Source organism: Nocardia brasiliensis (genome assembly GCF_042691675.1).
In the GTDB taxonomy this organism is placed as follows: domain Bacteria; phylum Actinomycetota; class Actinomycetes; order Mycobacteriales; family Mycobacteriaceae; genus Nocardia; species Nocardia brasiliensis_D.
Map to the genome: position 1 here is coordinate 5,248,171 of NZ_CP170507.1, position 25,632 is coordinate 5,273,802.

Genomic DNA, 25,632 nt, shown 5'->3' on the forward strand with positions numbered 1-25,632 from the left:
GCGCTCAGCTCGGCTGAATCAGCGTGCGCTTCAGGATCTTTCCGGTCGCGTTGCGTGGTAGCGCGTCCAGAAAGGTCACGTCGCGCGGCACCGAGAATCGGCTGAGCCGGTGCCGGATGTAATTGCGGACCATGTCGCGATCCAGGCCGAACCCTTCGCGGGTCACCACGAAGGCGGCGAGCCGCTGGCCGTATTCCTGGTCCGGCACCCCGACCACCGCCACCTCGCTCACCTGCGGCAGATGCGACAACGCCTCCTCGACGGGACGCGGGAAGACGTTCTCACCACCGGAGATGATCATCTCGTCGTCCCGGCCCGCCACGAACAGCAACCCGTCGGCGTCGAGGTAGCCCAGATCGCCGGTGTCGAGCATGCCGCCCCACTCGGTGGGCGGCTTCGCGTCGGTGTAGCCGTCGAAGAGCATGTGGTTGAGCACGAAGATATGGCCGGTGACACCGCGCGGCACCGGACGCAAATCCTTGTCCAGCACAGCGAGTTTCGTGCCGAGCGGGGGGCGCCCCGCGGTGGTGGGGGCGGCCCGCAAGTCGGCCGGGTCGGCGATGGTGGCCCAAGAGACCTCGGTCGAGCCGTAGACGTTGTAGAGCACGTCGCCGAAGGTGTCCATGAACCGCAGGACCGTCGGACCGGCAAGGGGCGCACCGCAACTCGCGACCACCCGCAGGCTGGAGGTGTCATAGCGGTCCCGGACGTGCGCGGGCAGATCGAGAATCCGGTTCACCATCACCGGCACCACGACCAAGCAGGTGACGCCGTGCTGCTCGATCAGGCGCAGGCAGTCCTCGGCGTCGAACCGTTCCGGCAGCACGACACTCGCCCGGATCGGGGTGCTGATCTGCAATGCCGCCAGCCCCCAGGTGTGGAACAGCGGCGCGGGGATGAGCATGGTCTCGTCCATCCGCAACGGAATTCGGGACAGCAGCGCGGCCACGGTACCGAAGCCCTTGGGCTGCGGTCGTTGTGCGCTCTTGGGCGTCCCGCTGGTGCCGGAGGTGAGCACGATCAATCGGCCCGGATGCGCGGGCCTGGGGAAGGTCGGCGCGTCGAGGGCGATCAAATCGTCGACGGTATGGCGCTCGTACCCGGAGCGCGAGCTGGTGGCGAAACGCGGCACGCCGGACGGGACATATTTGGTCAGCGGCTCGTATTCGTCATCGAGAAAGACCGCGGAAAGTCCGTGCCGGTCGGCCACGTCTTCGACCTGCCGGGCGGACAGGCCGGTGTTCAGCAGCACCGTGTCCACGCCGAGTTTGCCGGTGGCAACCATGCATTCGACCATCGACACGCGATTGCGCGAAAGTAGCCCCACTTTGTCGCGCGCGCCGATGCCGAGCGCGGCCAGCGCCGAGGCGAGTTTGTGGGTGCGATCGTGCATTTGACCGAACGTATAAGCGGACACGTCGTCCACCACGGCCAGCCGCCGCGGCGAGTGTCCCGCGGCGGCCGCGTAACCACCGGCCAGGGTGAATCCCCAGCGGGCGAGCCCACCCATCTGTTTGAGCGCGCGGTCGGGGCGATAGGTGCGTACGACGCCGGTGCTCACCATCTGCTTCAACGTGCCGACCTGCTGTTTCGCCGCCGACTCCTCGCCGTTGACCAGCACCGACGTCGGCGCGCCGAGGATGGCGTCGACAATGCGGTCCAGCCCGGCCATGGTCCAGTCGATCACGTCGGCGTTGTCCTGCTCGGCGATCCACGGATGGATCCGGCCCGCGCCGAAGTAGGTGACGGTGATCCGGGTCTGTTCCTGCTCGCCGCGTAGCCGCACGGCGGCGAAACTGCCCAGGCCGGGGCACTGTAGCTCGAAGGTTTCCAGCTCCTTGCCGATCACCAGCTGTAGCGCGGGCACGGCGAGGTCGGTCCCGGCGTGCCTGGCACGCATCAGGAGAACGGGGTGCGTATCCGAGTTCTCGGCGCGCACACAGTCCCCGATTCCGCGGAACATCCTGGTGTAGGTCTGTGGGTCCATGAAAAAGTCCCACAGGGCTTTACGTGCGGCCGCGAACTCCGCATCGATAGTGATGACGTCCGTTACCAACTGCGTGCATTTCTTCATGGGCCGACCGAGCGGTCTGCGTCGGCATGGTTACGTAGTTGTACCCAGCGGTAACAATTAGGTCAAGCCCTCGGCGCATTGCCCACAGTTTGCCGTCGAATTGGTCAAACGACCACTTTTGTGCCAGGTCCCAATGCTCGGCAGCACACTGCACAATCAGCGGAAAAACACTTCGGGACCAGCACCGTTGCCGCGGTGGATCGAGAAGTCCACGCGCACAGCCTCGGTCGATGGCGCACGCCATCTGTTGGTCGACCAGCGGGCCCGCGGCAGTCGAGTGATCTTGTGGCGAACCCCGAGATCTGCGCGTTGGCCAGAATATTGCGCACGCCCAAAGAACTTTTGGCGGGACTTGACGGGACCCGGCCCCGAATCGGCGATGTGGACAGCCGCGGCACGATGGCCGACAGGATCGTACCGCCGATGGCCACCCCCCGCGCGCCGAACGTCAGCGCCTCGACTGGCCGACGCCCGTCGCACGGCCACCGCATACGAAAGGCGCCCTTCGGTCCGGCAAGGGTGGACCGAAGGGCGCCTCGGTGCGATTCAGGCCGACAGCGGCGTGAAGTCGCGGCTGCCGATGTAGCCGGGCCGCGGTGCGGGCGCGGCGAACGGCTCGACCAGCGTGTTCTCCACGCTGTTGAACACCAGGAAGATGTTCGAGCGCGGGAACGGGGTGATGTTGTTCGACGAGCCGTGCATCAGATTCGAGTCGAACAGCAGCGCCGATCCGGCCCGGCCGGTGAACTGGCTGATGCCGTAGCGATTCGCCAGCACGGTGATGTCCTCCTGGGACGGCACCCCGATTTCCTGCTCCTGCAACGACTCCCGATAGTGCTCGGCGGGCGTGCTACCCAGACAGGGCACGAACGTCCGGTGCGAGCCGGGCATCACCATCAGGCTGCCGTTGATCGGGTAGTTGTCCGTCAGCGCGATGGACAGGCTCACCGCTCGCGGCGCGGGCATGCCGTCCTCGGCGTGCCAGGTCTCGAAATCCGAGTGCCAGTAGAAGCCGGTGCCGCGGAAGCCTGGCATGTAGTTCACCCGACTCTGATGGATGTACACCTCGGAGCCGAGGATCTGCCTGGCCAGCCCGGCCACCCTGGATTCCCGGGTCAGGTCGGCGATCGCCGCGCTGAGACGGTGCACCTCGAAGACCGAGCGCACCCGGTTCGACGACTTCTCGACGATCAGCCGCTCGTCGTCGCGCAGGCTGGGATCGCCTGCGAGACGGCCGATTTCGGCGCTGAAGTCGGCGACCTCGGTGGGCGTGAGCAGTTCGTCGATGCTGGCGAAACCATCGGCGTCGAAGCTCGCCAGCTCCGGGCTCTCGACCGAACCCCACACCGTCGGGTCCACCCGATCCAGGTGCCGTCCCGGCGTGCTGAGCCGGGTCGGGTAACGGTCGGTCGCACTGACTTCCTGCCGAGTTTCCGTGTGCTGCAAAACCATTGCTACCTATCCCCCGATGGTCGCGGTGACCAGCGGGTACGCCCCAGTGCTGTCGTGGACCTCCTGCCCGGTGACCGGCGGGTTGAACACGCACATCATCCGCATCTTGGTGCGCGCCTCGAGCCGATGCCGTTCGTGTTCGTCGAGCAGGTACATCGAGCCCGGCGCGAGCTCGTAGGTGACGTTGTTGTCCAGATCGGTGAGCGTGCCCTCGCCCTCGATCAGCCACACCGCTTCCACGTGGTAGCGGTAGTGGAATTCGTGCACGCTGCCCGCGTCGATGGTGGTCTCGTGGAAGGAGAAGCCGACGCCGTCGCCGCCGAGGATGATCCGCTTGCTGCGCCAGCCCTCGCCCGCCACATCACGATCGGTGCCGGTGATCTCCGCGGTGCTGCGCACGATCATGCGATCGCCCCCATGCCGCTGCAGACGGTGTCGACCGCGCCGGTGAGGATGCCGAGACCGTGCTCGAGTTCCTGATCGGTAACCGTCAACGGCGGCAACAACTTCACCACCTCGTCGGTGGAACCGGAGGTCTCCACCAGCAAGCCGCGCTCGAACGCGACCTGGCAGACCTTGCCCGCCTGCGAGGCGTCGTCGAACACCACGCCGTGCACCAGACCACGCCCGCGGGTGGACAGGCCGGGCACGTTGTCGGCCAGCTCGCTGAGCGTCCGGGCGACCCGCTCACCCTTGGCCAGCGTCGCGGTCTGCAGCGCGCCGTCGGACCAGTAGTGCCGCAACGCGACTCCGGCCGTGACGAAGGCCGGGTTGTTGCCGCGGAAGGTGCCGTTGTGCTCGCCCGGCGCCCACTGGTCGAGTTCGGACTTGAACAGCACCAGCGCCATCGGCAGGCCGTAACCGCCGATCGACTTCGACAAAGTGACGATGTCCGGGGTGATCCCCGCCAGCTCGAACGAGAAGAACGGCCCGGTGCGGCCGCAGCCCATCTGCACGTCGTCGACGATCAGCAGGATCTCCCTGGCCGCGCAGAGCCCGGCGAGATGCCGAAGCCATTCGGCGCGAGCCACATTGACGCCACCCTCGCCCTGCACCGTCTCGACGATCACCGCGGCGGGACGGTCGAAGCCGGACGAGGTGTCGTCCAAAACCTTTTCCATCCACTGGAAGTCGGCGGTGGTGCCGTCGAAGTAGCCGTCGTAGGGCATGTGCGCCGCGTGCACCAACGGCACACCGGCGCCGGCGCGCTTGGCGGCGTTGCCGGTGACCGACAGCGCGCCCAAGGTCATGCCGTGGAAGGCGTTGGTGAAGCTGACGATCGTCTCCCGCCCGGTGATCTTGCGGGCGAGTTTGAGCGCGGCCTCGACGGCGTTGGCACCCGTCGGCCCGGGGAACTGGACCTTGTAGTCCAGGCCACGCGGCGCGAAGATGGTGTCGCGCAAGGTGACCAGCAGTTCGCGCTTGGCCGAGGTGGACATGTCCAGCCCGTGCGTGATGCCGTCGCCCGCGATGTAGTCCAGCAGCGGCTGCTTGAGCACATCGTTGTTGTGGCCGTAGTTCAGTGCGCCCGCGCCCGCGAAGAAGTCGAGGTAGTCCTTGCCGTCCTCGTCGCGTAACCAGCTGCCCTTGGCCTTGGTGAATACGGTCGGCCAGTTGCGGCAGTAGCCGCGCACATTCGATTCGAGACTCTCGAAAATGCTCGTGTCGGCGTTGATCATCGGTGGTCCTCCTGCGTGGTGCGAGCGGTCGGTGCGATGAGATAGAGATCCTCGGACGCATGGCTGTCCGGGAAGACGCCCGCGTCGAACAAGGGGCGCTTGGTGATTCGGGCGTCGCGTCGGCGCGCTACCGAGGTGAACAGGGCGATCGACGCGGCGTTGTCCGGCGAAATCGTCGTCTCCAGCGCCGAAACGCCCTGGGTCGCAACATTGTTCAGCAGTGCGTGCAGCAGCTCCGCGCCGGTGCCCCGGCCCTGCTGCGCCGGATCGACGGCTACCTGCCAGACGAACACCGTGTCCGGTGCCTGCGGCCGGACGAAGCCGATCACGTAGCCGACGATGCGGCCGTTCAGCTCGGCGACCACCGAGGTGTCCGCGAAGTCGCGACACCACAGCAGGTACGCGTAGCTCGAATTGGTGTCGAGCACGGTGGAGTCTTTCGCGATCCGCCACATCTGGGCGCCGTCGGCGACGCGTGGAGCGCGCAGGACCACGGCGGGTCCGGTCTGTTTGCGGGCCGGGGTCGAGCCGAGTGCGGCTGCGGCCTGTTCGACACGGGATCGTTCGATCTCCGCGGTGTTCGAGTTCGACGGTGACATACAACTCCCTGGTCGGTTGCAGTACTTATCCAGGCTTACGAACCAACTTTGAGGTAGCCCGGTCGACTTCATTACGGTTGTGTTACGGCTCGATTGCGTCGACGCCCGGCAAGGTGACGCTGAACCGGGCGCCGCCGCCCGGCCGGTCGAGGCATCGCACCTGGCCACCGTGCTTGGCGACGGTCTCGGTCACCAGCGCGAGGCCGATCCCGGTCCCGGTCGCCGAGCGACGGCCGGTGCGCGCGGTCGCGAAACGTTCGAAGATGCGCACGCGGTCCGCGGGTGGCACGCCGGGCCCCGCGTCGTCCACCACGATGACCGCCGCGCCGTCACGCCGATCGGCGGACACCGCCACCACGCCGCCGCCGTGCAAGTCGGCGTTCTGCAGCAGGTTGACCACCGCACGCTCCAACTCGAGCTTGCGGCCGAGCACGACGACGTCCTCCTCGACGGTCAGCAGATCCGGCGGATAGCGCCGTTCGGCCAACGTGTGGGTCAGCAGGTCGCGGATCGACAGCGGTTCCACATCGCCGCGATGCATGCCCGCCTCCACCCGCGCCAAGGCCAGCAGATCGTCGAGCAGGCGGCGCAGATGATCCACCTCTTCGGTGACCAGGCCGAGCGCCCGCTGCGACCGTTCCGGCAGATCCTCGCGGTGCCGGTTGAGCACATCGACACTGGCCACCAGCGTGGTCAACGGCGTGCGCAGCTCGTGACTGACATCGCCGAACAGCCGATGTTCGCGCTCGATGCGGCGCTGCAGCGAGTCGACCATGGCGTTGAAGGATTCGACGGTGATGGCCAGGTCCTGGTCACGGGTGGCGGACAGGCGCAGGTCGAGATCGCCGGAGGCGATCCTGGCCGCGGTCCCGGCCAACTGGTGCAGCGGGGTCAGGACGCGCCTGCTCGCCCACCAGCCGACCGCGGCGCCGATCGCGGTCACCGCCACCGCGCAGCCGATCAGCACATTGCGCAGCAAGTTCAAATTGGCTTGCAGATCGGTTTCGCCGACCTGCGCGCGTTGCAGATAGCTGCGGCTGATGGTGAACACCGACACGACGAGTACCAATGACATGAGCGCGGCGATCGCCGCGAACATGGCCGTCACCCGGCTACGCAAACTCCAACGTTGCGGATCGAACCAGCGCTCAGCGCTGGACATCGAGGCGATAGCCGAGCCCACGCACCGTCACGACGATCCGCGGATCGGACGGATCCCGTTCGATCTTGGTGCGCAGTCTGCGCATGTGTACGTCGACGATCCGCTCGTCACCGAAAAATCCTTGGTCCCATACGCGTTCGAGCAACACGGTGCGGCTGAACACCCGGCCGGGGGCCTCGGCCAGTTCACACAGCAGCCGGAATTCGGTGAGCGTGAGCCGGATCTCCTCGTCGCCGCGACGGACAACGCCGCCGTCCTGCGCGAGCACCAGCGGTGCGTGCGGATCGGCGTCGAGCACCATCTCCTGCGGTGCGTCCCGCTCGACGGACAGGCGGGCGCGGCGGCGCACGGCACGCATCCGGGCGGTGATTTCCTTGATCTCGAACGGCTTCGTCACGAAGTCGTCGGCGCCGGCCTCCAGCGCGGCCACCACATCGTGGGTGTCGTCGCGGGCGCTGACCACGATGATCGGCACGTCGTGCTCGCGGCGGATCTCGCGGATGCAGTCGAAGCCGTCCATGCCGCCGAGCATGAGGTCGACGATCATCACATCGGGAACGCCATTGCTGCGCAGATGGGTGAGCGCGTCCTCGGCCTCCTCCGCCTCCTCGACGTCGTAGCCCTCGTCCTCCATGGCGAGCCGCAGCGCACCCCGGACCCTATCGTCATCCTCAACGATCATCAGGTTCGCGCTCACGCCTCCACCTCGCTGGCGCTCGGTTCCGCCGTGACCGCGATGGCGGCTGTGCTCATCGTTCGCTCGCTGCGCTCGCTCAAATACCTATCCCTTTACAGACACGCGGACCCGCGTCACGGTGCGGAGATCGCATCCCCACACCGACGCGACATTCCGCTTGTTCGAGCACCTTGCCGACCACCCAGGTACCCGAACAAACCGTTCGGTAAACGTGGATCGGACGCTCGTTCAGTAGCCGGAAGCCCGACACCGATCGCCGCGGGAACGGTTCCGGCCGATGGCCAGCGTCTGGCTGGCTACTCCTCCACACTGGTCCTGCCAGGGGTCGTTACGCAACCGTTACGTGATGTCCGACACATTCTCTTTGCGAGCTGTTCATCTGCTCCCAGCGGGGTCGGGCGCGTCGCGATCGGCTCGACGGACCGGTGAAACAATCCTTGGCACAGTCTCATTCGAAACTGTTTGCGGCATTCGGCCCTGGGTAGCTGCCCGGTATGGGGTTTTCGGTAGGTGACGTACGGGCGCCGTGGTGGTTGGAGGCGCCCGCGAGCGCGATGGTGAAAGCAGCGAAGACCGGGGCGGTACTGACCGTCGGCGTGGGGTTGAAAGTGGCCGAAGCGCCGCTGCACGCACTCGAATCCGGGGCGAAGGCGGTCGAGGCGCCACTGCACGCACTCGAGTCCGGCGCACACGCCGCGGCGGACGGGTTGGCGTTGCTGCAACCCGGGCCGGAGACGACCTTGCGCGAGGAACTTGCCGCGCTGGTCGATCCGCACGCCGAACGTTCCCAGCGGCGGGTCGCGCTGCATGACGACCGGGCGACGGTGGAGGTCCGCGGACTGTCGTCGAGCAAGAGCGCGGCCGTCGCGCGGGCACTGGCCAAGAAGCTGGACCGTCGCGGCGATGTGCGCTGGTGGCGGGTCAACGCGGTGACCGGACGGGTGGTCGCCGCCTTGGCCGACGGTGCCGAGGACCTGCCCGAGTTGCTCGAAGCCATCGAAGAGGTCGAGGCCGAGACCCACGTCGACGACCTGGACTGGAGCCGCACGGTCGAATACCCGGCCGATCGGGAACCGTTGCTGGCGGCCGGAATTCAGGTCGCGGGCGATATCTGCGCGATCGCCTTGTCGACGGCGGGGGCGGTGCTACCGCTGCGCGGCCCCGCCGGGATGCTGCGATCGGTCGCTTCCGTCGTCGATACCCAGCCCCGGCTGCGCAGGCAGTTGGAGCACCGGTTGGGACGTACCAGAGCCGACCTGCTGCTCAGCATCGCGAACGCGGTCGGCAACGCGTTCGGCACCCAGGCGTCCGAGGGCGTGGCGAATCTCGTCGCGGACACCGCGCAACGCAGTTTCACCCTGGCCGAGGCGGTGGCCCGGCACCTCCAGTGGCAGCAGTGGGAGCCCGCGCTGAGCCGGCGCCCGGCCGCCGCGGTGTCCGATCCGCTGCCGCCGTACACCCGGCCGGGCGACCTGCCGCAGGGGCCGGTCGAACGCGTCGCGGACGAAGCGGCGACCGGCTCGACCGTCGGTGCCGTGGCCGCGGCACTCGGCGGCCGCGGCCTGTCCGAATCCGCGGATATCTTGGCGCTCGGTGCGCCGAAGGCCGCCAGGGCGGGCCGGGAAGTGTTCGCCGCCACCGTGTCCACCGCGCTTTCCCGCGACGGGGTGCTGACGTTGCACCCGGCGATGTGGCGGCGGCTGGACCGATTGTCCGCGTTGGTGATCGACGGGGAAGCTTTGCTGACCAGCCACCGGATGGTGCTGGATGCGGAAGGCGGCGACGAGTGGCCCGCGGCGCGGGTATGGAGCGCCGCACAACGCTTGCTGTGGTCCTCGGCCGATGAGCCGGACGCGCGGCAGAGCAAGCTCCGCCTCGTGCACCCCGGCACCGGAACCCGGGACCGCGGCGCCACGCTGCGGCCGGTGTGGCGCGAGCTGCGCGAGGGCGACCATACCGTCGGTCGGGTGCTCGTCGGCCGCGAGCTCGATCGCCGCGCGCACGCGGTGCTGAGCGAGGCGCGCAACGCCGGCCTGCGGGTGATCCTGGTCGGCGGCCAGGACGCGGCCGAATTGTGCTCGCTGGCGGACGAATTCATTTCCAACGGCGTGTCACTGAGCAAACTGGTCCAGGGCTTGCAGCAGGACGGGCACGCGGTGGCCGTGCTGAGCCCGCGGGCGCACAAGGCCATGTCCTGGGCGGATGTGGCCATCGGCCTGGTGAGTCGCGACAACGGCGAAGCGCAGGTGCCGTGGAGCGCCGATGTGGTCTGCCGGGAACTGACCCAGGTGCACCGGGTACTCGCCGCGATCACGCCCGCCCGGCAGGTGAGCGAGCGGGGCCGGTCACTGGCGCTGTCGGCGTGCGCGCTCGGCGGGCTGCTGCTCGTCGCGGCGCCCGGCGCAGCGGGTCGGCTGTCGCCGATGACCGCCGCGCAGTACACCGGCGTGCTGAACGGCGCGCTCACCGGTTGGCGGGTCGCCAGGATGCGGCCGCCCGCGGTGCTCGCACCACTGCTGCCCTGGCACGCGCTCGAGCCGGGCGAAGTGCTGAGCCGGTTGCCCGATCCAGGTCCGGTCGAGGAGCGTCCGGAACCGGGCGGGCGGAGTCGAATCGGCGCACTGACGCCGCTGGTTCCGATGTCGTCGTTCCTGCACCACCTGCGCCGCGAGCTGGCCGATCCGCTCACCCCGATCCTCGGTGTCGGTGCCGTCGCCACCGCGATTCTCGGTGCGCCGTCGGACGCGGTGCTGCTGTCGTCGGTGCTGGCGGTCAACGCGGTCGTGTCGGCCCGGCAACGTCAGCGGGCGGAGGGTGCGTTGCATCGGCTGCTGGAGGGTGAACAGCTCACCGGTCGCCTGGTCGGCCGCGACGCGGTGCGGAACTTCGACGCGGACGAGGACATCGTGCCCGCCGATCGGCTCGCGGTCGGTGACCTGCTGATGGTCCGGGCCGGTGATGTGGTCCCCGCCGACGCGCGCCTGTTGCGTGTCGAAGATCTGGAGGTGGACGAGTCCGGCCTGACCGGCGAATCGGTGACCGTGTCCAAGCGGACCGCCGCCACGCCGGGCGCCGTGCTCGGCGAGCGCGCCTGCATGGTGTTCGAGGGCAGCACGGTCGTCAACGGGGCCGGGCTCGCGGTGGTCGTCGCGGTCGGCGACGACACCCAGGCCGGGCGGGCGACCGCGGGTGCGATGCCGCCCGAAAAGGGTGGTGTGCAGGCACAATTGCGGCAGCTGACCGATCGCGCCCTGCCGCTCACCTTGGCGGGCGGCGGCGTCGTCACCGTGCTGGGGATGTTGCGCGGCCGGCTGCTGCGCACCGCCATCGCCGACGGGGTCGCGGTCGCGGTGGCCGCGGTGCCGGAAGGGCTGCCGTTGGTCGCCACTGTCGCCCAGCTGGCGGCGGCCCGGCGACTGTCCCGGCACGGTGTGCTGGTCCGGGCCAGCCGCACCGTCGAGGCGCTCGGCCGGGTCGACACCCTGTGCTTCGACAAGACCGGCACGTTGACCGAGGGACGGCTGCGCTTGGTCACGGTGGCGGACCTGAACGAGCAGTGGAACCCCGACGCCGATGCCGACGATGCCCGCAGGTTGCTGCGCGCCGCCGCCCGCGCCTGCCCCGATCCGACCGAAGGCCCGGTCGTGCACGCCACCGACCGTGCCGTCCTGGAGGCCGCGGAGATCCTCGGCGACGATGCCCACAAATGGGATCCGATCGAGGAGATACCGTTCGAATCCAACCGCGGTTATGCCGCCGCGCTCGGTCACACCACGCACCGGCTCCGTCTGGTGGTGAAGGGCGCCCCCGAGGTGGTGCTGCGGCGCTGCACCCGAGTGCGGCAGGGTGAGCCGGTCCCGCTCACCGACGAGATCCGCGAGCGCGCCGAGCGGGTGATCCAGGATCTGGCCCGGCAGGGCTTGCGCGTGCTGGTGGTCGCCCGCCGCGATCTGTCCGAGACCCCCGCCGATATGGAGGGCGCGGTCGGCGAACTCACCCTGCTCGGCTTCCTCGGGCTGGCCGATACGCCGCGGCCGCAGACCTACCCGTTGGTGAACGCCTTGCAGCGCAATGGAATCAGTGTCCGGATGATCACCGGTGATCATCCGGCGACCGCCGCGGCGGTGGCCGAGCAACTCGGCATCGAGGTCGGTTCGGTCGCCACCGGCGCGGATCTCAATCGGCTCGACGAATCCGCCCAGGCCGACCTCATCGAGCGCAGCACCGTGTTCGCCAGGGTCGATCCGGAGCAGAAGGTGCGCATCGTCGCCGCACTGCGCCGTGCCGGTCACGTGGTCGGCATGACCGGCGACGGCGCGAACGACGCCGCCGCCATCCGCACTGCCGACGTCGGCATCGGTATGGCCGCCCACGGTTCGGCCGCGGCACGCAATGCCGCCGACCTCGTGCTCACCCGGCCGGATCCGCTGGCGCTGCTGCACGCGCTCGTCGAGGGACGCGGCATGTGGCAGCGGGTCACCGACGCCGTCGGTGTGCTGGTCGGCGGCAACGCGGGCGAGGTCGCGTTCACGCTGTACGGGACCGGGGTGAGCGGGCAGGCCCCGCTCGGGACCCGGCAGTTCCTGCTGGTGAACATGCTCACCGATATGTTCCCCGCGATGGCTCTCGCGCTCTCCCCCGACGGCACCGGGCTCGATCCCGACACCGCCGACGATCCACAGGCGCAAGCCGAACAGCGGGCCGCCCAACTCGCCGAGATCCCGCCCGCCCAGCTCGGCAGCGACCTGCTCCGCACCCTCGCGGTACGCGGAATCGCCACGGCCACCGGCGCTTCCATCGCTTGGACGCTAGGCCGCTACACCGGAACCAAGCGCCGCGCCGAAACGATCGGCCTGGTCGCGCTGATCGGCACCCAGCTCGGCCAGACGCTCATCTCCGGTCGGCACAGCCCGCTGGTCTGGCTCACCATCGCGGCGAGCGGCGCCGTGCTCGGCGCGGTGGTCATGACGCCCGGTCTCTGCCACTACTTCGGTTGCACTCCGCTCGGCCCGGTCGGCTGGACCATCGCCACCAGCTCGGCGGTGGCGGCCACCGCGGGCGCCGCGGTGCTGCCCCGCCTGCTGCCCGCGAGCCTCAACCCTGCCGACGGATAAAGCGGGCTGCGCACATCGGACGTACACACGGCAAAGGCTCTGTGACCGGCGGTTCGGTCACAGAGCCTTTCGAAAGTTCAGCCCGTCGCTAGTTCGGCTCAGCGGCTGGTTCAGCTCAGCGCTGGATCAGTCCGCCGCTCGGCGCGTCCAGCGTTCAGTGGTCCTCGCGGGTCGGGCGTTCCAGGCGGTTGAAATTGCTCGGTGTCCCGTCGGGGCGCCGGTCCTGATAGCGGAAATGCAGGTGGCGCGCGTCGAAGGTGGCGAACCATTCGTCCCAATCCACCGGTCGCAGCACCGCGCCGCCGTAGCCGGGAAAGTCGAAGCGCAGCACGCCGAGCCGCCCGTTGTATTCACTGCCGGGCATGGTGGCTGGCCGCGCGCCCCGCCGCTCCGCCCACTGACGGATGATGTCGTGATTCCTGGTGACGCGCGTCCGGTTCAAAGTCCCGAGGCGCGGGGCGTCCATCCGCTCGAGCGATTGAAATTGTGGCGACGTCGCGCTTCCCGATCCGGCGTACGGATTCCGGGTGCCTAGTCGGTGGTCGTTCATAAACGAGCTCCTGAGCCATCGGCATCGTATGTCCGGCTTCCCTTCACGTACCCGACCCCGACTTCGTGCAAACCGCCAGTTGGTCACACGACTGCCATTTCCGGCAGAACGCCACCGGAAATGCTGACGAGCGGTGCGGTTGTGAGCCGAGTCACCCGCAACGAGCCAGCGATCGCGGCTGATTCGCCGGGCCCCGGCTGGGTAACGCCCAACCGAGGAGGAATACAGATGACCAGTCCAGTGCCCCCTGACCCCAGAACGAGCCAGCGATCGCGGCTGATTCGCCGGGCCCCGGCTGGGTAACGCCCAACCGAGGAGGAATACAGATGACCAGTCCAGTGCCCCCTGACCCCAGTCCGGTTCCGCCCACGCCGAATCCTGACCCGGTCCCGCCCACCCCGAATCCCGACCCGGTCCCGCCCACGCCGAACCCGGTGCCGCCCCGCCCGAACCCGAATCCCGACCCCGTCCCGCCGGTGCCCGGCCCCGATCCGGCGCCCGCTCCGCCGGACCCCGTACCGCCGGTGCCCGGCCCTGATCCAGCACCGGCCCCGCCCGATCCGGGCGGTCCGCGGCCGATCCCGCCGGTCCCGGATCCCGGTGGCCCGTTCCCGCCGACGGACCCCACCCCGCCGAATCCGCTCTGACGGCAAGCGATCTCGCGACGCGATCAGAATCAGTCGCGTAATGCCTGTTCGCGCAACTGATTCAGGGTTTTCGACAGAATCCGTGAGACGTGCATCTGGGAGACGCCGAGCACCTCGGCGATCTGGGTCTGCGTCTTGGACTCGAAGAACCGCATGATCAGCACCTGCCGCTCACGCTCGGGCAGCTCCTCGATCAGCGGACGAACGGCGAGGTAGTCCTCCACCAGGTGGTAGGAGGGCTCCTCCTCGCCCAGGCTCTCCAGCAGCGGCAGCGGCGCGTTCTCGATGTCGTCGCCGGCCACCGCGTCGATGGACGACGACTGGTAGGCGTTGCCCGCGATCAGCGCCTGGGTGACCTCGACGATGTCGACGTCGAGTTCCTGCGCGATTTCGCGGGCGCGCGGCATCCGGCCGAGCCGCTGCGACAGCTCCTCGACGGTCGCGCCGATGCTGAGCTGAATCTCCTTGGTGCGGCGTGGCACCCGCACCGACCAGGTGTTATCACGGAAGTGCCGACGTACCTCGCCCATGATGGTCGGCACCGCGAAGGACAAGAACGACGATCCCCGGGCGACATCGAACCGGTCCGCGGCCTGGACCAGGCCAAGCCGCGCGACCTGCAACAGGTCATCGAAATTCTCGCCGCGTCCGGCGAACTTGCGCGCGATGTGCTCGGCCAGCGGCAGGCAGCGGCCGATCAACTCCTCCCGCATCCCCTCGCGGCGCGGATCGTCCTCGTCCAGAGCGGCGAGTTTTTCGAAGAGGGGCTCGATATTGTCGTAGCTATCGCCGCGTGATCTCGATTCACCCGCCATCCGATGCCCCTCGTACCCAACTGAAGTCGACCACAGTCGGATACCCGGAAATCACCCCGTCGAACGGGGCTTGCGCGGCGGCGATGGAATGGGTCAGCGTCCGCACGATATGCCAGCCGAAACCGGCCTGCCCCACCACCGACTCCGAGGTGGCCACCGAGGCGACGTGGACGAACATTTGCCTGCTGTCGTAGGTGAATTCACAGTCGAGGTTGGAGCCGGGCACCGCGTCCAGGATCAGCGAGGTGGCGACCTCGTCCAGCGCGAGACGAATATCGGTGACCTCGTCGAGAGCGAAATCGGCGATGAGAGCGACGGTCTCGGCGAGCGCGCGCAGCATCGTCAGCTGCTCCAACTGCGCGGGGATTCGGACGCCGATTGTCGTTGTTTCCGTAGAGGATCGGGAAGTCCATTCCCCCATGCCCATCACCACCTTGCTCTCGCAGCCGACCCGGAGCCGTCACGTCACCGCCCGATCCGGGGTTTTGCGGGCCGCCCGCTGCCCAGCACCGCGGCAGGCTACAACTGGCGAGGCCGCGATGCTCCTCATCTCTACCGTCGTACCCGCCGCGGCAGGGGCGAAACGTCCGCGCGGAATCAGCCGGCCTGGATCCGCTCGTGCGCGGTGAGCAACAAGTGGTCGAACTGGGTGCGCAGCCCCACGGTCGAGTCGGTCAGCGAGTCGAGGTCGGCGACCAGCCGCGACGCCAGGGCGCGCAACTTGATGTTGGTTTCCTGCGAACGCCAGCTGAGCACCCGGAACGCCTGTTCCGCACTGACGCCGTAGACCAGCATCACCGCGCCTTTGGCCTGTTCGATCACCGCGCGCGAGGCCCACAGTTCGGGCAGCGCGTCGTCGAGCGCTTCCTGCCGGTGATGTTCGAGGGTATCGGTCACGTCGATGTAGTAGCCCGCGGTACCAACGACCTGACCCTCTTCATCGAACAGATGGTCGGCCACCACGATGACGTGATGGATATGGCCCGCGGTGTCGACGATCCGGTGCCTGCTGGAAAACGGGTCGCCCTCGTCGATGGACTTGGCCAGCGCGTTGGCCACCTGGGCGCGATCGTCGGGATGCTTGTGCGTCAGCAGCAGTTCGGTGGTCGGTACCACGCTGCCCGGCGAATAACCGTGCATCGCCGCCACCTCGTCGGACCATTCCCAACGCTGGTCGGCGAACCAGAACCGAAAGCTACCGACACTCTGCGGTGTCCCTAATCCGATCACCCGGTCCAGCGCTAGAGCATCCTCGGGCTGGGCCGGCCCCATTTCAGTCACAGCGCAAGTATCCGTCGTCGGCGTGCGGCACGCGAGCAGATGAGTCCGCGCCACGCCGGGATCGGCGACACCGGCGGGGATCAGGTGTGCCTCAGGCGTCGAGTGCGGCTCGCATCGACGGATAGGGACTGAACAGCGGTCGTACGCCGGAGACCTCGAGCGACCGCTCGATGGCCTGCCGCCCGGCGACGATGCGCACATCGGTCCCTTCGCACGCGGCTCGTTGTTTTACCGCGCCCAGCGTCGAAGCGGCTCGCAGGCTCAGGAATCGCGCCGCGCGCAGATCGATCACCACGGCGTGGCAGTTCGAACGGACCGCCTGTTCGACCGTGGCGAAGAAATCCGGGCAGGCGACGGCGTCCAATTCACCTTCAACGCGGACCACCACACATTCGTGGCGGCGATCGACGCGCTGCGCCCAGGACTGACTGTCGTGAGGTCCCGGCCTCGAGCCGTTCCGGTGCACGCCCTCGGCGTGCTCATGCAGAGCGGAACTAGCGGACATAACTGACCTCCCGTAGAGGGGGGAATCCAGTCCTACGCGACAGACGGTCGACGAGGGGAAAGGGGAGCGAGCAGCTGTCGCAGCGCTGCGAATCGGCTGTCACTACGGATCCCATCGACCGGCTCTCCGGCGGGTGTGGGGCGCCATGCGTCGAACCGGGGTCGGCTGTAGTCTCAACCTCTTACAGTGTGGCACGGCCCGTCGTCGATGTCACAAATTCATGCGAAAACCCCAGGTCTCCCGCTGCTGTTCGGCGGCGCGCAGCAGTCTCAGATCCCGACTGCCCGCAATTCAGGTGCGCAAACCACCCTGGATTGACCGTCTCGAGACCGGGTACGCCCTGCATATGGAAATTCTGGTGATCATCGGGATCGCGGTGCTCGTCGGCGCCGTCGTCCTCTATCGCAGAAAGAACGGCAGTCGGCCGAATTCCCCGGAATCTCCGGGCAACGACGGAGAGTGAGCGCGATGGCCACCATGGATCCCGACCCCGCAACGACACCGGACCTCGAACAGGGCGGCGGGGTGCCGCCCGGCTCCACCCCGCCGGAGACCGCGCAGACGTCCGGCCTGTCCGCACCCGAGCCATCGACCAGCCACCACTTCCCCGGCACCGGCGTCGCCGCGATCATCGCGACGGTACTGCTCGTGGCGGTGTTCACCGCGGTGGCGATCGGGATAATCGTGTCGATGATCTGACTACCGTCGCGTATCACGAAGTGGGGACAAGGGTTTCGTTCGCCGGCGCACGGGCATAACTGGGACATATCCGAATGCGGAACTCGCACGCGATGCCTGGTCGCGGGCACCGCGCAGCGCTGCCGCATGTCCGTCACCCGTGGTGAGAACGGAGCACATCGTGAAGATTGCCATGGTTTCCGAGCACGCGAGCCCACTGACGGGGCTCAGCGGAACCGACGCGGGTGGCCAGAACATCCATGTCGCGGAGTTGGCGGCGGCCTACGCGCGGCGCGGGCACGAGGTCACCGTGTACACCCGCCGCGATGCGCCGAATCTGCTGCCGGAGTTGATCACCGACGCGGGCTATCGAGTGGTGCATGTGCCCGCCGGACCGGCTCGGGCGCTGCCGAAGGACCACAGCCTGCCGCATCTCGGCGATTTCGGCAGCTTCCTGCAACGACAGTGGGGCCTCGATACCCCCGACATCGTGCACGCGCACTTCTGGATGTCCGGTCTCGCCGCTGAGCTGGCGGCCCGGGCGCACGGCATCCCGGTGGTGGTCACCTTCCACGCCCTCGGCACCGTGCGGCGGCGCCATCAAGGCCTCGCCGACACCAGTCCACGCTCCCGAATCCGCTTCGAACGGCTGATCGCCGGGCGCGCCGCACACATCGTGGCGACCTGTTCGGACGAGGTGGTGGAGCTGACCAGGATGGGAGTTCCCCGGTTCCGGATCTCGATCGTGCCGAGCGGCGTTGACCTTTCGACCTTCACGCCCGAGGGCCCGGCCGCCGAACGCCCGCAGCGGCACCGTAGGCATCGGCTTCTTTCGGTGGGAAAGCTGGTGCCGCGCAAGGGTTTCGACGTCGCCATCAAGGCGCTGCCGGACCTGCCCGACACCGAATTGGTGATCGCGGGCGGACCGGTCGGCGACGATGTCGCCGACGACAGCGAAGGCCGGCGACTGCGCCGGGTCGCGGTGGATTGCGGTGTGCAGGAACGCGTTCGGATGCTCGGCCAGGTTCGCCGCAGTGAGCTGCCGCGCTGGTACCGGTCCGCGGATGTGGTGCTGAGCACCCCGTGGTACGAGCCGTTCGGGATGGTCCCGCTGGAGGCGATGGCGTGCCGCAAGCCGGTGGTCGCCACCGCGGTCGGCGGCATGCTCGACACCGTGGTCGACGGCGTCACCGGCAGGCTCATCGCGCCGCCGGACCCGCTCGCCGTGGCCAGGGCGGTGCGGCCGCTGCTCGCGGATCGGACACTGCGCGACACCTGGGGCGCGGCCGGGTATCAGCGTGCCGCGAGTCGCTATGCCTGGGATCAGATCGCCATCGACACGCTGACCGCCTATCACCGGGCCGCGCCCGCGCACGCCGGGGAAGTCGTCTCGGCACAATAGGCGACAGTCCGCCTCAGCTGTCCCTCTCGCCGTTCTGGCTCGGGCCGCGCCAGAACCACGGGGTGATCAGCCAGGCCGCCAGGAACAACACGGCGACGGCCACCCCGGCGATCACGCCCTCCGCTGTCCCGGCGACCATGCTCATCACCAGCACCAAGGCGCCGGTCAGCGAGATGCCGAGCAGGCCGATTCCGGCCATCGCGCACCGGTGCGCCGCGGCCACCACATTGCCGAGCCGGTGTCGGCGGAACAGAATGCGATGCCAGGAGACCGGCGCGACCAAAAACACCGTCGCCCCGACGGCGGCGGCGAGAGTGATCAGATAGAGCACCCGCTGCGTCTGCGACAGTGTCGCGAACGACGGCTGGAACGGCACGATCAGCAGCGCCGAAATGAGGAACTGGACGCCGGTCTGCACGACCCGCAGTTCCTGGATGAGATTGCTCCAATTGCGGTCGAGCCGTTCGGTTTCGGTTTCACCACGAGCTTCCCGATTCCACGCCTCGTCACGTCGAGCCCGAGCAGCCTTCCGGTCGACTCCCTCGATTGCCGAGACGGCCCCATCTTCGGCCATCCGCGTCTTGCCTCTTCCCTGATCCAACCGGCGCGCGACCCGCTACTCAGCGTCCGAACGCCCCCGACCTAGCCCTACGGGCTATTCCGGTACCTGTTCGGTTACCCCATCCGGCCACGATTAACCAGGTGCGCGCCGGGTACCACCGCAGCATGGTGGCGACCATGGAAGAACTGCTACACGCGCTGACTCGCGCGGTGAACACCCTGTCCGACACCGACATCAGGTTCGCGGTGGCCGGCGGTTGCGCGGTGTACGCCCGTGGTGGGCCCACCACGGAACACGATGTCGATATCTTCGTCAAACCGGCCGATACCGACCGGGCCGTCAAGGCGCTCATCCAGGCCGGGCTACGCGCCTGCGACCCGCCGGAGGACTGGCTGCGCAAGGTCTATGACCGCGACGTCCTGATCGATGTGATCTTCCGGCCGAACAATCGGGAAGTGACCGACGACCTGCTCGACCGCGCCGAGGTCATGCGGGTCGGCCCCACCACCGCACCGGTGGTGAGCGCGACCGATCTGATGGTGGACAAACTGCTGGTGTTCGACGCGCACCGGCTGGACCTGAGCCCGCTGTTGCACATCGCGCGCGCATTGCGGGAGCAGGTGGACTGGCCGGTCGTGCGCGAGAAGACCCAGGAGTCGCCGTACGCGCGGGCGTTCCTCGGCCTGCTCGAGGATCTCGGCGTCACCGATATCGGAAAGGCGAAGTAGATGGAGCAACCGCAATACCTCGTCGCCCATCTGCGCCGGGCACTCGCCGAAGATCCGCGCACCGCCGAACTCGGTGTGCACGTGACCATTCGCGGCGATGTCGTGGTGCTGGGCGGCGAAGTGAGTAGCGAGCAGCGCAAGCAGCAGATGGAAACCGTGGTGCGCGAACAGCTTCCGCAGGCCCGAATTCACAACGACGTGCACGTCACCCGGCCCACCGCGCCCGCGGAGTGCGAAGATCTCGGCCCTGCCGAAGAACGAAGGAGTTGACCTCATGCGGATCGCGGCGGTAGGGGATGTTCATCTCGGCGCCGAGTCGGGCGGTCAACTGCGGCCCGCGCTGCGCGAACTGCCCGAGCGCGCCGATGTCCTGTTGCTGGCGGGTGACCTGACCAGGCACGGCACCCTGGACGAAGCGCAGGTGGTGGCAACGGAGTTCGCCGATCTCGGCGTGCCCGTCGTCGCCGTGCTCGGCAACCACGATCACCACAGTGACCTCGAGGACGATATCGCCAAACTGCTCACCGATCACGGGATCACGGTGCTCGAGGGCACGGCTGTCACGTTCGATATCGATGGGCAGACCCTCGGGGTCGCCGGAACGAAAGGCTTCGGCGGTGGGTTCGCGGGCAAATGCGCCAGCATCTTCGGCGAGCGGTTGATGCGCGAATTCGCCGGGCACACGGTGGATCTGGCGGATTCGCTCGGTTCGGCGCTGGCCGAATTGTCCACCGACATGACGGTGGTGCTCACCCACTACTCCCCCGTCAGCGACACGCTGCACGGCGAGCCGCGCGAGATCTACCCCTTCCTCGGCTCATACCTGCTCGGTGAGGTGATCGACGAACACGGCGCCGAACTGGCACTGCACGGCCACGCCCACGCGGGCGCCGAACGCGGAACGACACCGGGCGGCACCCGCGTCCGCAATGTGGCCCAGCCGGTGATCCGCGCGGCCTACGCGGTCTACGAATTGCAGCCCGCCACACTGTAACCGGACGTTGGTCCAGACCGGGCGTTTCGGATTCGACCACGCGGGCACCCGGTCCGTATGGAAGCTCCGACGACTGATCCGAACGGGGCGGCCGGACCGCTGAACGTTCTCGTCTGGCATGTGCACGGCCCCTGGATGACCTCGTTCGTCCAGGGCAAACATCGGTACCTGGTGCCTTATGACGGCCGCGACGGTGCACCGGGCAGCGAATGGGCGCGGGGACGATGCGACCGACCCTGGCCCAACGCGATCGACATCGCACCAGCCGATCTCGCCGACGCGAACATCGATGTCGTTGTTCTACAACGCCCCAAGGAACTCGACCTGGTGTCGCAATGGCTGGGCAGATCACCCGGCGCCGACCTGCCCGCGGTGTACGTTGAGCACGAAACTCCGCGCGAGCACGCGGCACTCACCAAGCATCCGCTGGCCGAGCGCACCGATATCCCGCTGGTCCACGTCACCTCCTTCAACCGGCTGATGTGGGACAACGGCCGCTGCCCGAACACGGTGATCCCGCACGGCGTGCTCGACCCCGGCTACCTGTACACGGGCGAACTCCCCAGGGCCGCAACGATCATCAACGAACCGGTGCCGCGCTGGCGGATCACCGGCACCGATCTGCTCGCGCCGTTGTCCGAGGCCGCCCCGATCGACGTGTACGGCACCGGGACCGAAGGCGTGCACACCGCGCTCCGGGTTCCGCCCGAACGAGTCTGCGGCGCGGGCGATCTCGTGCAGGGCCGGTTGCACGGCGAACTGGCGCGACACCGCGTGTTCGTGCACACGCCGCGCTGGACGTCGCTCGGCTTGTCCGTGATCGAGGCGATGTATCTCGGCATGCCGATCGTCGCGCTCGGCACCACCGAGGCGTCCGCATCGATCCCCGCCGAGGCGGGCATCGTCTCCACCGAGCCGGACATCCTCGCCGAGGCGATCAGGCAGTTCATTCACGAGCCGGGCTTCGCCGAGCTCACCGGCAAGGCCGCGCGGCACTGGGCGCAGGCGAATTTCGGCATCGACGATTTCCTGAGCCGCTGGGACCGGATACTCGCCGACAGCGTCGCCGCGCACCGAGCGTTGCCCACCCGATGACCGGCCACGTACTGGTGGCGCGGCTGGACAGCGCGGGCGACGTTCTGCTCACCGGACCCATGGTGCGCGCCGTCGCGCGGGTAGCCGGGACGGTCAGCTATCTCGCGGGCCCACGCGGCAGTTCGGCTGCCGCGCTGCTGCCCGGCGTCGACCGGGTGCTGCAATGCGAAGCGCCCTGGGTCGACACCGATCCGCCGCCGCCGACCCATGCCGCCGTGCGCGCCCTGGTCGAATGCCTGCGCCTGCTGGGCCCGGACGAGGCGATCATCAGCACCTCGCTGCATCAGTCCCCCTTGCCGCTCGCCCTGATCCTGCGGATGGCGGGCGTGCCACGGATCAGTGCGATCAGCACCGACGCGGCGGGCTCGCTGCTCGATGTCCGCCATCGTGTTCCCGACGCCATGCCGGAGCAGATCCGGGCACTGTCGTTGGCCGTCGCGGCCGGTTACCCGCCCGCCGGGCATCAGCTGCGCGTGCGGGAAGATCTGCCGGAAGTCACCGAATTGACCGGCGGCCCAGGCTATGTGGTGCTGCACCCCGGCGCCGCGGAACCCGCCCGTCGGATGTCGGCGCGGCGCAGCAGGCAGGTGGCGGCGGCGTTGGTCGACGCGGGCCATCGCGTCGTGGTGACCGGCAGCGCGGCCGAACGGGAGCTCACCGGCGCCGTCGCCGACGGGCACGCCCGTGATCTGGGCGGCGCCACCGATCTGGCCTGCTTCGCCGCCGTGCTGCGCGACGCCGACGCCGTGGTCGCCCCGAACACCGGTACCGCACCGCTGGCCGCGGCGGTGGCCACGCCGGTCGTTTCGCTGTTCGCACCGGTCGTCCCGGCCCGGCGCTGGGCGCCCTACGGGGTGCCGACCGTGGTGCTCGGCGATCAGACCACGCCCTACGGCAGGCACGGCCTCGATGCCATCCCGGATACCGCGATCGTCTCGGCCACCGAACACCTGCTTCGGGCTGCCGATTGATCACTGTTCGACCGGGTATTCGAACGAGAGACCCCTTTTCCGGTGGTTGGACCAGAAAGGATCCCTATGCTTCCCGGACCGAACGAAACGACCTCGGGACACGGCGGCGCCGAGCACCACGGACGTCCCGACGAAGACAACTTCCCGGATTACACCCGCACCTCCCGCAGCCACGTCGGGGAATCCATCGAGGACACCCGCAATTGGCCGGGCATCATCCTGGTGGGCCTCGGCCTGGTCGGTCTCGGCCTGACCCTGACCGCGGCCGGATACGGCTTCGAAGGCTGGGCCCTGATCGGCGGTATCGCGACGGTGGTGTGCTTGGTGGTCGGCTTTGCCTGGGTGATTCTGGAACATCGGCGAGTCAAGAATCAGGAAGGCCGGGGTCTCAGCGACCCCGCGGGTCACTGATTGGGCATCGGGGACCCGGGTATTGCGGATCGTGATGCCGCCGTGCCCGGCGGTCCCCCTCCGGAGGAGAAGACATGACAGATCATCGCCATCGGCCCGTGCTGCGCACCTTGCTGATCGCCGGTGCGCTAGCTGCTGCTCCGCTGCTCGCCGCATGTTCGGACACCGACGACCCGGACCCGGCGGCCCCGGCAACGCCCGGCGACAGCACGATCTCGCTGTCGATGCCGTCCACCACGGCTCAGGTTCCGGACCCCGACGACGACGTCTCCCCCGCGGCGGCAAAACAGTTGTGCGACATGATGAGTCCGGAAATCGACAAGTGGCGCACCGAAGGCGCGGCGCTCGGCCGCGTGGCCTTCAACGGCACCGTGCACAACTGGGCGGCCCGCAACGGCGGCCTCAACGACACCGTGCTCAAGGACCGCAGCGTCATCGACAAGATCACCACGCAGGCCTGCCCTGACGTGCGTCAGCAGGCGATCGACGTGCTCGACTCCGCCGACCTCGCCTCCGCCCTCGCCGGATTCGGTGGTTGATCATGACAAAGACAAGCAAACTGCTGGTGTTCGCGTCGGCCGCCGCGTTACTGCTCGTCGGTGGCTGCGGTGACGAGCCGGAAAAGCTCGTCAACAAGGGCGGTGACACGCCATGCAGCGAATTCAGCGCGCAGGATCCCGACAAGCAGCGGATCACCGTCACCAAGTTCCTGGAGCAGGAACGCGGCGGCGATGCCCCGCCCACCCAAGACCGGACCGTCGACGCCGCCATCGCCTCGATCAAGCTGATGTGCGCGGCCCAGGCGAACCCGGACACCCCGATCAAGAAGGCCGATCTGACCGGCATCCTGGTCCCGAAGTAACCGATCCACCATTCCGGCACGAACGAGGTAGCACATGACATCGAGTCACCACAGAAACGTCGTGGAACTCCTTGTTCTGCAACACAATCGGATGCGCGAACTACTAGACGACATGCTCTCGACGGCGGGCGCCGACCGTAGGGAGTCGTTCGAGGAGTTCGCGCGCTGGCTCGCGGTCCACGAGGCCACCGAAGCGGAGTTGATGCAGGACACCGTCAGTTCGCGGTGAGCAACTTCAGCACCTCCCGCACCGGCATCGCCGGCGAGCGATGGCCGCTACGACCGACCATCGTCTCGCCGGCGAAGAGCACGTTGACCACCGCCTCCTCCACCACCTGGACGACCGCGTCGTAGAACGGGTTGAGCTGACCCCATGGAATGAATGTCAGCTGCTCATAAGGAGTTTCACCGGTGGGATAGGTGCTGGTGAGCGCCCCTTCGTTGGCGGTGGAGAAGGCGAGGAAGATGTCGCCGGAGAAGTGCGAGCCGGTGGTGCCGGTGCGGGCAAGGCCGAGCGGCACCCGCCGGGCCAGCGCGGTCAGCTGCCCAGGCAGCAGCGGCGCGTCGGTCGCGATGACGACGATGACCGAGCCCGAACCGGACGGGGCGGACCACTCGCCCAACGGGTCGTCCTCGCTCAGCCGGGTGCCCAGCGGGACACCGCGGATCGTCAGCTCCCGGCGCGAGCCGAAATTCGCCTGTACGAACGCACCCACCGTGTAGCGGTCGCTGCCGTAACCGACCACCCGGGATGCGGTGCCGCTGCCACCCTTGAAGCCGTAACAGTTCATTCCGGTGCCGCCGCCGACACTGCCCTCGGCGATCGGCCCGCCCGCCGCGGCGTCGATTGCGGCCACCGCGTCGGCGGCGGTGACGTGTGTGCCGTTGATGTCGTTGAGGTAGCCGTCCCAGGTCTCGGCGACGACCGGCAGCGACCAGTCGTCCGGCAGCTCGGGGAACGCGCCGACCAGCCAATCGATGATGCCCCGGTGGCAGGTGCCGACCGCGTGGGTGTTGGTGATGAGCACGGGCAGTGACAGCGAGCCGGTTTCGCTGAGCCAGGTGGTTCCGGTCATCTCGCCATTGCCGTTGAGCGAGTACCAGCCCGCCGCGCACGGCGTGAACACGCGTTCGCGGCCGCGCGGCAGGATCGCCGTGACGCCGGTGCGCACGTCTTCGCCGCGGATCAGCGTGGTGTATCCGACCTCGACCCCCGGTACGTCGGTGATCGCGTTGAACTCCCCCGTGGCCCCGGGGAACTCGACCCCGTGCTCCCGCGCGCGCAGACTCATGAGTCGAGCCTAGGGAAGGAAGCCGCACCGCGTACATACCCGGTTTCGGCCCGACAACCGGT

Annotated in this window: 28 protein-coding genes; 14 read left to right on the forward strand and 14 right to left on the reverse strand. The window is 68.3% G+C overall.

What is annotated here, in order from left to right:
- Positions 1–4: 4 nt before the first annotated feature.
- The 7 genes from ACFK0J_RS24090 to ACFK0J_RS24120 form a co-directional block, all read right to left on the reverse strand.
- The gene (locus tag ACFK0J_RS24090) at positions 5–2,056 is read right to left on the reverse strand and encodes an AMP-binding protein (RefSeq protein ID WP_378742973.1); all 2,052 of its coding nucleotides are present in this window, start codon (positions 2,054–2,056) and stop codon (positions 5–7) included.
- 564 nt (positions 2,057–2,620) lie between these two features.
- On the reverse strand, positions 2,621–3,526 hold the full coding sequence (thpD, locus tag ACFK0J_RS24095) for an ectoine hydroxylase (RefSeq protein ID WP_378730938.1): 906 nt from the start codon (positions 3,524–3,526) through the stop codon (positions 2,621–2,623).
- 6 nt (positions 3,527–3,532) lie between these two features.
- A complete protein-coding gene (locus tag ACFK0J_RS24100; protein ID WP_378730940.1) occupies positions 3,533–3,931 on the reverse strand; it encodes an ectoine synthase in 399 nt (132 codons plus the stop codon).
- Complete coding sequence (gene ectB / locus ACFK0J_RS24105) at positions 3,928–5,205, reverse strand: diaminobutyrate--2-oxoglutarate transaminase (protein ID WP_378730942.1); 1,278 nt, start codon at positions 5,203–5,205, stop codon at positions 3,928–3,930. Before ectB ends, ACFK0J_RS24100 begins: the two co-directional genes overlap by 4 nt.
- A complete protein-coding gene (gene ectA / locus ACFK0J_RS24110; protein WP_378730944.1) occupies positions 5,202–5,804 on the reverse strand; it encodes a diaminobutyrate acetyltransferase in 603 nt (200 codons plus the stop codon). The genes ectB and ectA overlap by 4 nt, the downstream gene beginning before the upstream one ends.
- Positions 5,805–5,886: 82 nt before the next feature.
- Positions 5,887–6,966, reverse strand: coding sequence for an ATP-binding protein (locus ACFK0J_RS24115; protein ID WP_378730946.1), 1,080 nt, complete (start codon positions 6,964–6,966; stop codon positions 5,887–5,889).
- Positions 6,953–7,663, reverse strand: a complete 711-nt coding sequence (locus ACFK0J_RS24120) for a response regulator transcription factor (RefSeq protein ID WP_378730948.1) — start codon at positions 7,661–7,663, stop codon at positions 6,953–6,955. Before ACFK0J_RS24120 ends, ACFK0J_RS24115 begins: the two co-directional genes overlap by 14 nt.
- Positions 7,664–8,157: 494 nt before the next feature.
- Between ACFK0J_RS24120 and ACFK0J_RS24125 the strand changes: the two genes are divergently transcribed.
- Complete coding sequence (locus ACFK0J_RS24125) at positions 8,158–12,777, forward strand: HAD-IC family P-type ATPase (protein ID WP_378730951.1); 4,620 nt, start codon at positions 8,158–8,160, stop codon at positions 12,775–12,777.
- A gap of 154 nt (positions 12,778–12,931) precedes the next feature.
- Here ACFK0J_RS24125 and ACFK0J_RS24130 read toward each other — a convergent pair whose 3' ends face one another.
- Complete coding sequence (locus ACFK0J_RS24130) at positions 12,932–13,243, reverse strand: hypothetical protein (RefSeq protein WP_378730953.1); 312 nt, start codon at positions 13,241–13,243, stop codon at positions 12,932–12,934.
- A gap of 410 nt (positions 13,244–13,653) precedes the next feature.
- Between ACFK0J_RS24130 and ACFK0J_RS24135 the strand changes: the two genes are divergently transcribed.
- A complete protein-coding gene (locus ACFK0J_RS24135; protein WP_378730955.1) occupies positions 13,654–13,974 on the forward strand; it encodes a hypothetical protein in 321 nt (106 codons plus the stop codon).
- A gap of 29 nt (positions 13,975–14,003) precedes the next feature.
- Here the strand turns inward: ACFK0J_RS24135 and ACFK0J_RS24140 are convergent, their stop codons facing one another.
- The 4 genes from ACFK0J_RS24140 to ACFK0J_RS24155 form a co-directional block, all read right to left on the reverse strand.
- On the reverse strand, positions 14,004–14,789 hold the full coding sequence (locus ACFK0J_RS24140) for a SigB/SigF/SigG family RNA polymerase sigma factor (RefSeq protein WP_378730957.1): 786 nt from the start codon (positions 14,787–14,789) through the stop codon (positions 14,004–14,006).
- The gene (locus ACFK0J_RS24145) at positions 14,779–15,210 is read right to left on the reverse strand and encodes an ATP-binding protein (protein ID WP_218469802.1); all 432 of its coding nucleotides are present in this window, start codon (positions 15,208–15,210) and stop codon (positions 14,779–14,781) included. The genes ACFK0J_RS24140 and ACFK0J_RS24145 overlap by 11 nt, the downstream gene beginning before the upstream one ends.
- A 176-nt stretch (positions 15,211–15,386) precedes the next feature.
- The gene (locus tag ACFK0J_RS24150) at positions 15,387–16,061 is read right to left on the reverse strand and encodes a PAS and ANTAR domain-containing protein (protein ID WP_378742975.1); all 675 of its coding nucleotides are present in this window, start codon (positions 16,059–16,061) and stop codon (positions 15,387–15,389) included.
- Between the two features lie 100 nt (positions 16,062–16,161).
- The gene (locus tag ACFK0J_RS24155; RefSeq protein WP_218469803.1) at positions 16,162–16,575 is read right to left on the reverse strand and encodes an STAS domain-containing protein; all 414 of its coding nucleotides are present in this window, start codon (positions 16,573–16,575) and stop codon (positions 16,162–16,164) included.
- Positions 16,576–16,921: 346 nt separating this feature from the next.
- Between ACFK0J_RS24155 and ACFK0J_RS24160 the strand changes: the two genes are divergently transcribed.
- The 3 genes from ACFK0J_RS24160 to ACFK0J_RS24170 all read left to right on the forward strand — a co-directional run bounded on the left by ACFK0J_RS24160 (position 16,922) and on the right by ACFK0J_RS24170 (position 18,655).
- A complete protein-coding gene (locus tag ACFK0J_RS24160) occupies positions 16,922–17,038 on the forward strand; it encodes an LPXTG cell wall anchor domain-containing protein (protein ID WP_378730960.1) in 117 nt (38 codons plus the stop codon).
- 5 nt (positions 17,039–17,043) lie between these two features.
- Positions 17,044–17,274, forward strand: a complete 231-nt coding sequence (locus ACFK0J_RS24165; protein WP_218469805.1) for a DUF6480 family protein — start codon at positions 17,044–17,046, stop codon at positions 17,272–17,274.
- A 160-nt stretch (positions 17,275–17,434) separates the two neighbouring features.
- The gene (locus ACFK0J_RS24170) at positions 17,435–18,655 is read left to right on the forward strand and encodes a glycosyltransferase (protein WP_378730962.1); all 1,221 of its coding nucleotides are present in this window, start codon (positions 17,435–17,437) and stop codon (positions 18,653–18,655) included.
- A gap of 13 nt (positions 18,656–18,668) precedes the next feature.
- Here the strand turns inward: ACFK0J_RS24170 and ACFK0J_RS24175 are convergent, their stop codons facing one another.
- Entirely contained in the window at positions 18,669–19,229 is a 561-nt protein-coding gene (locus ACFK0J_RS24175) for a DUF6328 family protein (RefSeq protein ID WP_378730964.1), read from the reverse strand.
- Positions 19,230–19,357: 128 nt separating this feature from the next.
- Here ACFK0J_RS24175 and ACFK0J_RS24180 point away from each other — a divergent pair, with 128 nt between their 5' ends.
- The 9 genes from ACFK0J_RS24180 to ACFK0J_RS24220 all read left to right on the forward strand — a co-directional run bounded on the left by ACFK0J_RS24180 (position 19,358) and on the right by ACFK0J_RS24220 (position 24,507).
- Entirely contained in the window at positions 19,358–19,945 is a 588-nt protein-coding gene (locus ACFK0J_RS24180; protein WP_378730966.1) for a nucleotidyltransferase family protein, read from the forward strand.
- Complete coding sequence (locus ACFK0J_RS24185; RefSeq protein WP_218469808.1) at positions 19,946–20,215, forward strand: BON domain-containing protein; 270 nt, start codon at positions 19,946–19,948, stop codon at positions 20,213–20,215.
- Between the two features lie 4 nt (positions 20,216–20,219).
- Positions 20,220–20,939: a metallophosphoesterase gene (locus ACFK0J_RS24190; RefSeq protein WP_378730969.1), complete on the forward strand. Its 720-nt coding sequence runs from the start codon at positions 20,220–20,222 to the stop codon at positions 20,937–20,939.
- Between the two features lie 57 nt (positions 20,940–20,996).
- On the forward strand, positions 20,997–22,034 hold the full coding sequence (locus tag ACFK0J_RS24195) for a glycosyltransferase (protein WP_378730971.1): 1,038 nt from the start codon (positions 20,997–20,999) through the stop codon (positions 22,032–22,034).
- Positions 22,031–23,005, forward strand: coding sequence for a glycosyltransferase family 9 protein (locus tag ACFK0J_RS24200; RefSeq protein WP_378730973.1), 975 nt, complete (start codon positions 22,031–22,033; stop codon positions 23,003–23,005). Before ACFK0J_RS24195 ends, ACFK0J_RS24200 begins: the two co-directional genes overlap by 4 nt.
- Positions 23,006–23,071: 66 nt before the next feature.
- Positions 23,072–23,416, forward strand: coding sequence for a hypothetical protein (locus tag ACFK0J_RS24205; RefSeq protein ID WP_378730975.1), 345 nt, complete (start codon positions 23,072–23,074; stop codon positions 23,414–23,416).
- Positions 23,417–23,490: 74 nt separating this feature from the next.
- Positions 23,491–23,955, forward strand: coding sequence for a hypothetical protein (locus tag ACFK0J_RS24210; protein ID WP_378730977.1), 465 nt, complete (start codon positions 23,491–23,493; stop codon positions 23,953–23,955).
- Positions 23,956–23,957: 2 nt separating this feature from the next.
- Positions 23,958–24,278 (forward strand): hypothetical protein, encoded by a 321-nt coding sequence (locus ACFK0J_RS24215; protein ID WP_218469814.1) that lies wholly within the window; start codon positions 23,958–23,960, stop codon positions 24,276–24,278.
- A 61-nt stretch (positions 24,279–24,339) separates the two neighbouring features.
- Positions 24,340–24,507, forward strand: a complete 168-nt coding sequence (locus tag ACFK0J_RS24220; protein WP_218469815.1) for a hypothetical protein — start codon at positions 24,340–24,342, stop codon at positions 24,505–24,507.
- On the opposite strand, the gene ACFK0J_RS24225 is transcribed toward ACFK0J_RS24220, so the two are convergent.
- Complete coding sequence (locus ACFK0J_RS24225) at positions 24,494–25,570, reverse strand: P1 family peptidase (RefSeq protein ID WP_378730979.1); 1,077 nt, start codon at positions 25,568–25,570, stop codon at positions 24,494–24,496. The genes ACFK0J_RS24220 and ACFK0J_RS24225 overlap by 14 nt on opposite strands.
- Positions 25,571–25,632 lie beyond the last annotated feature (62 nt).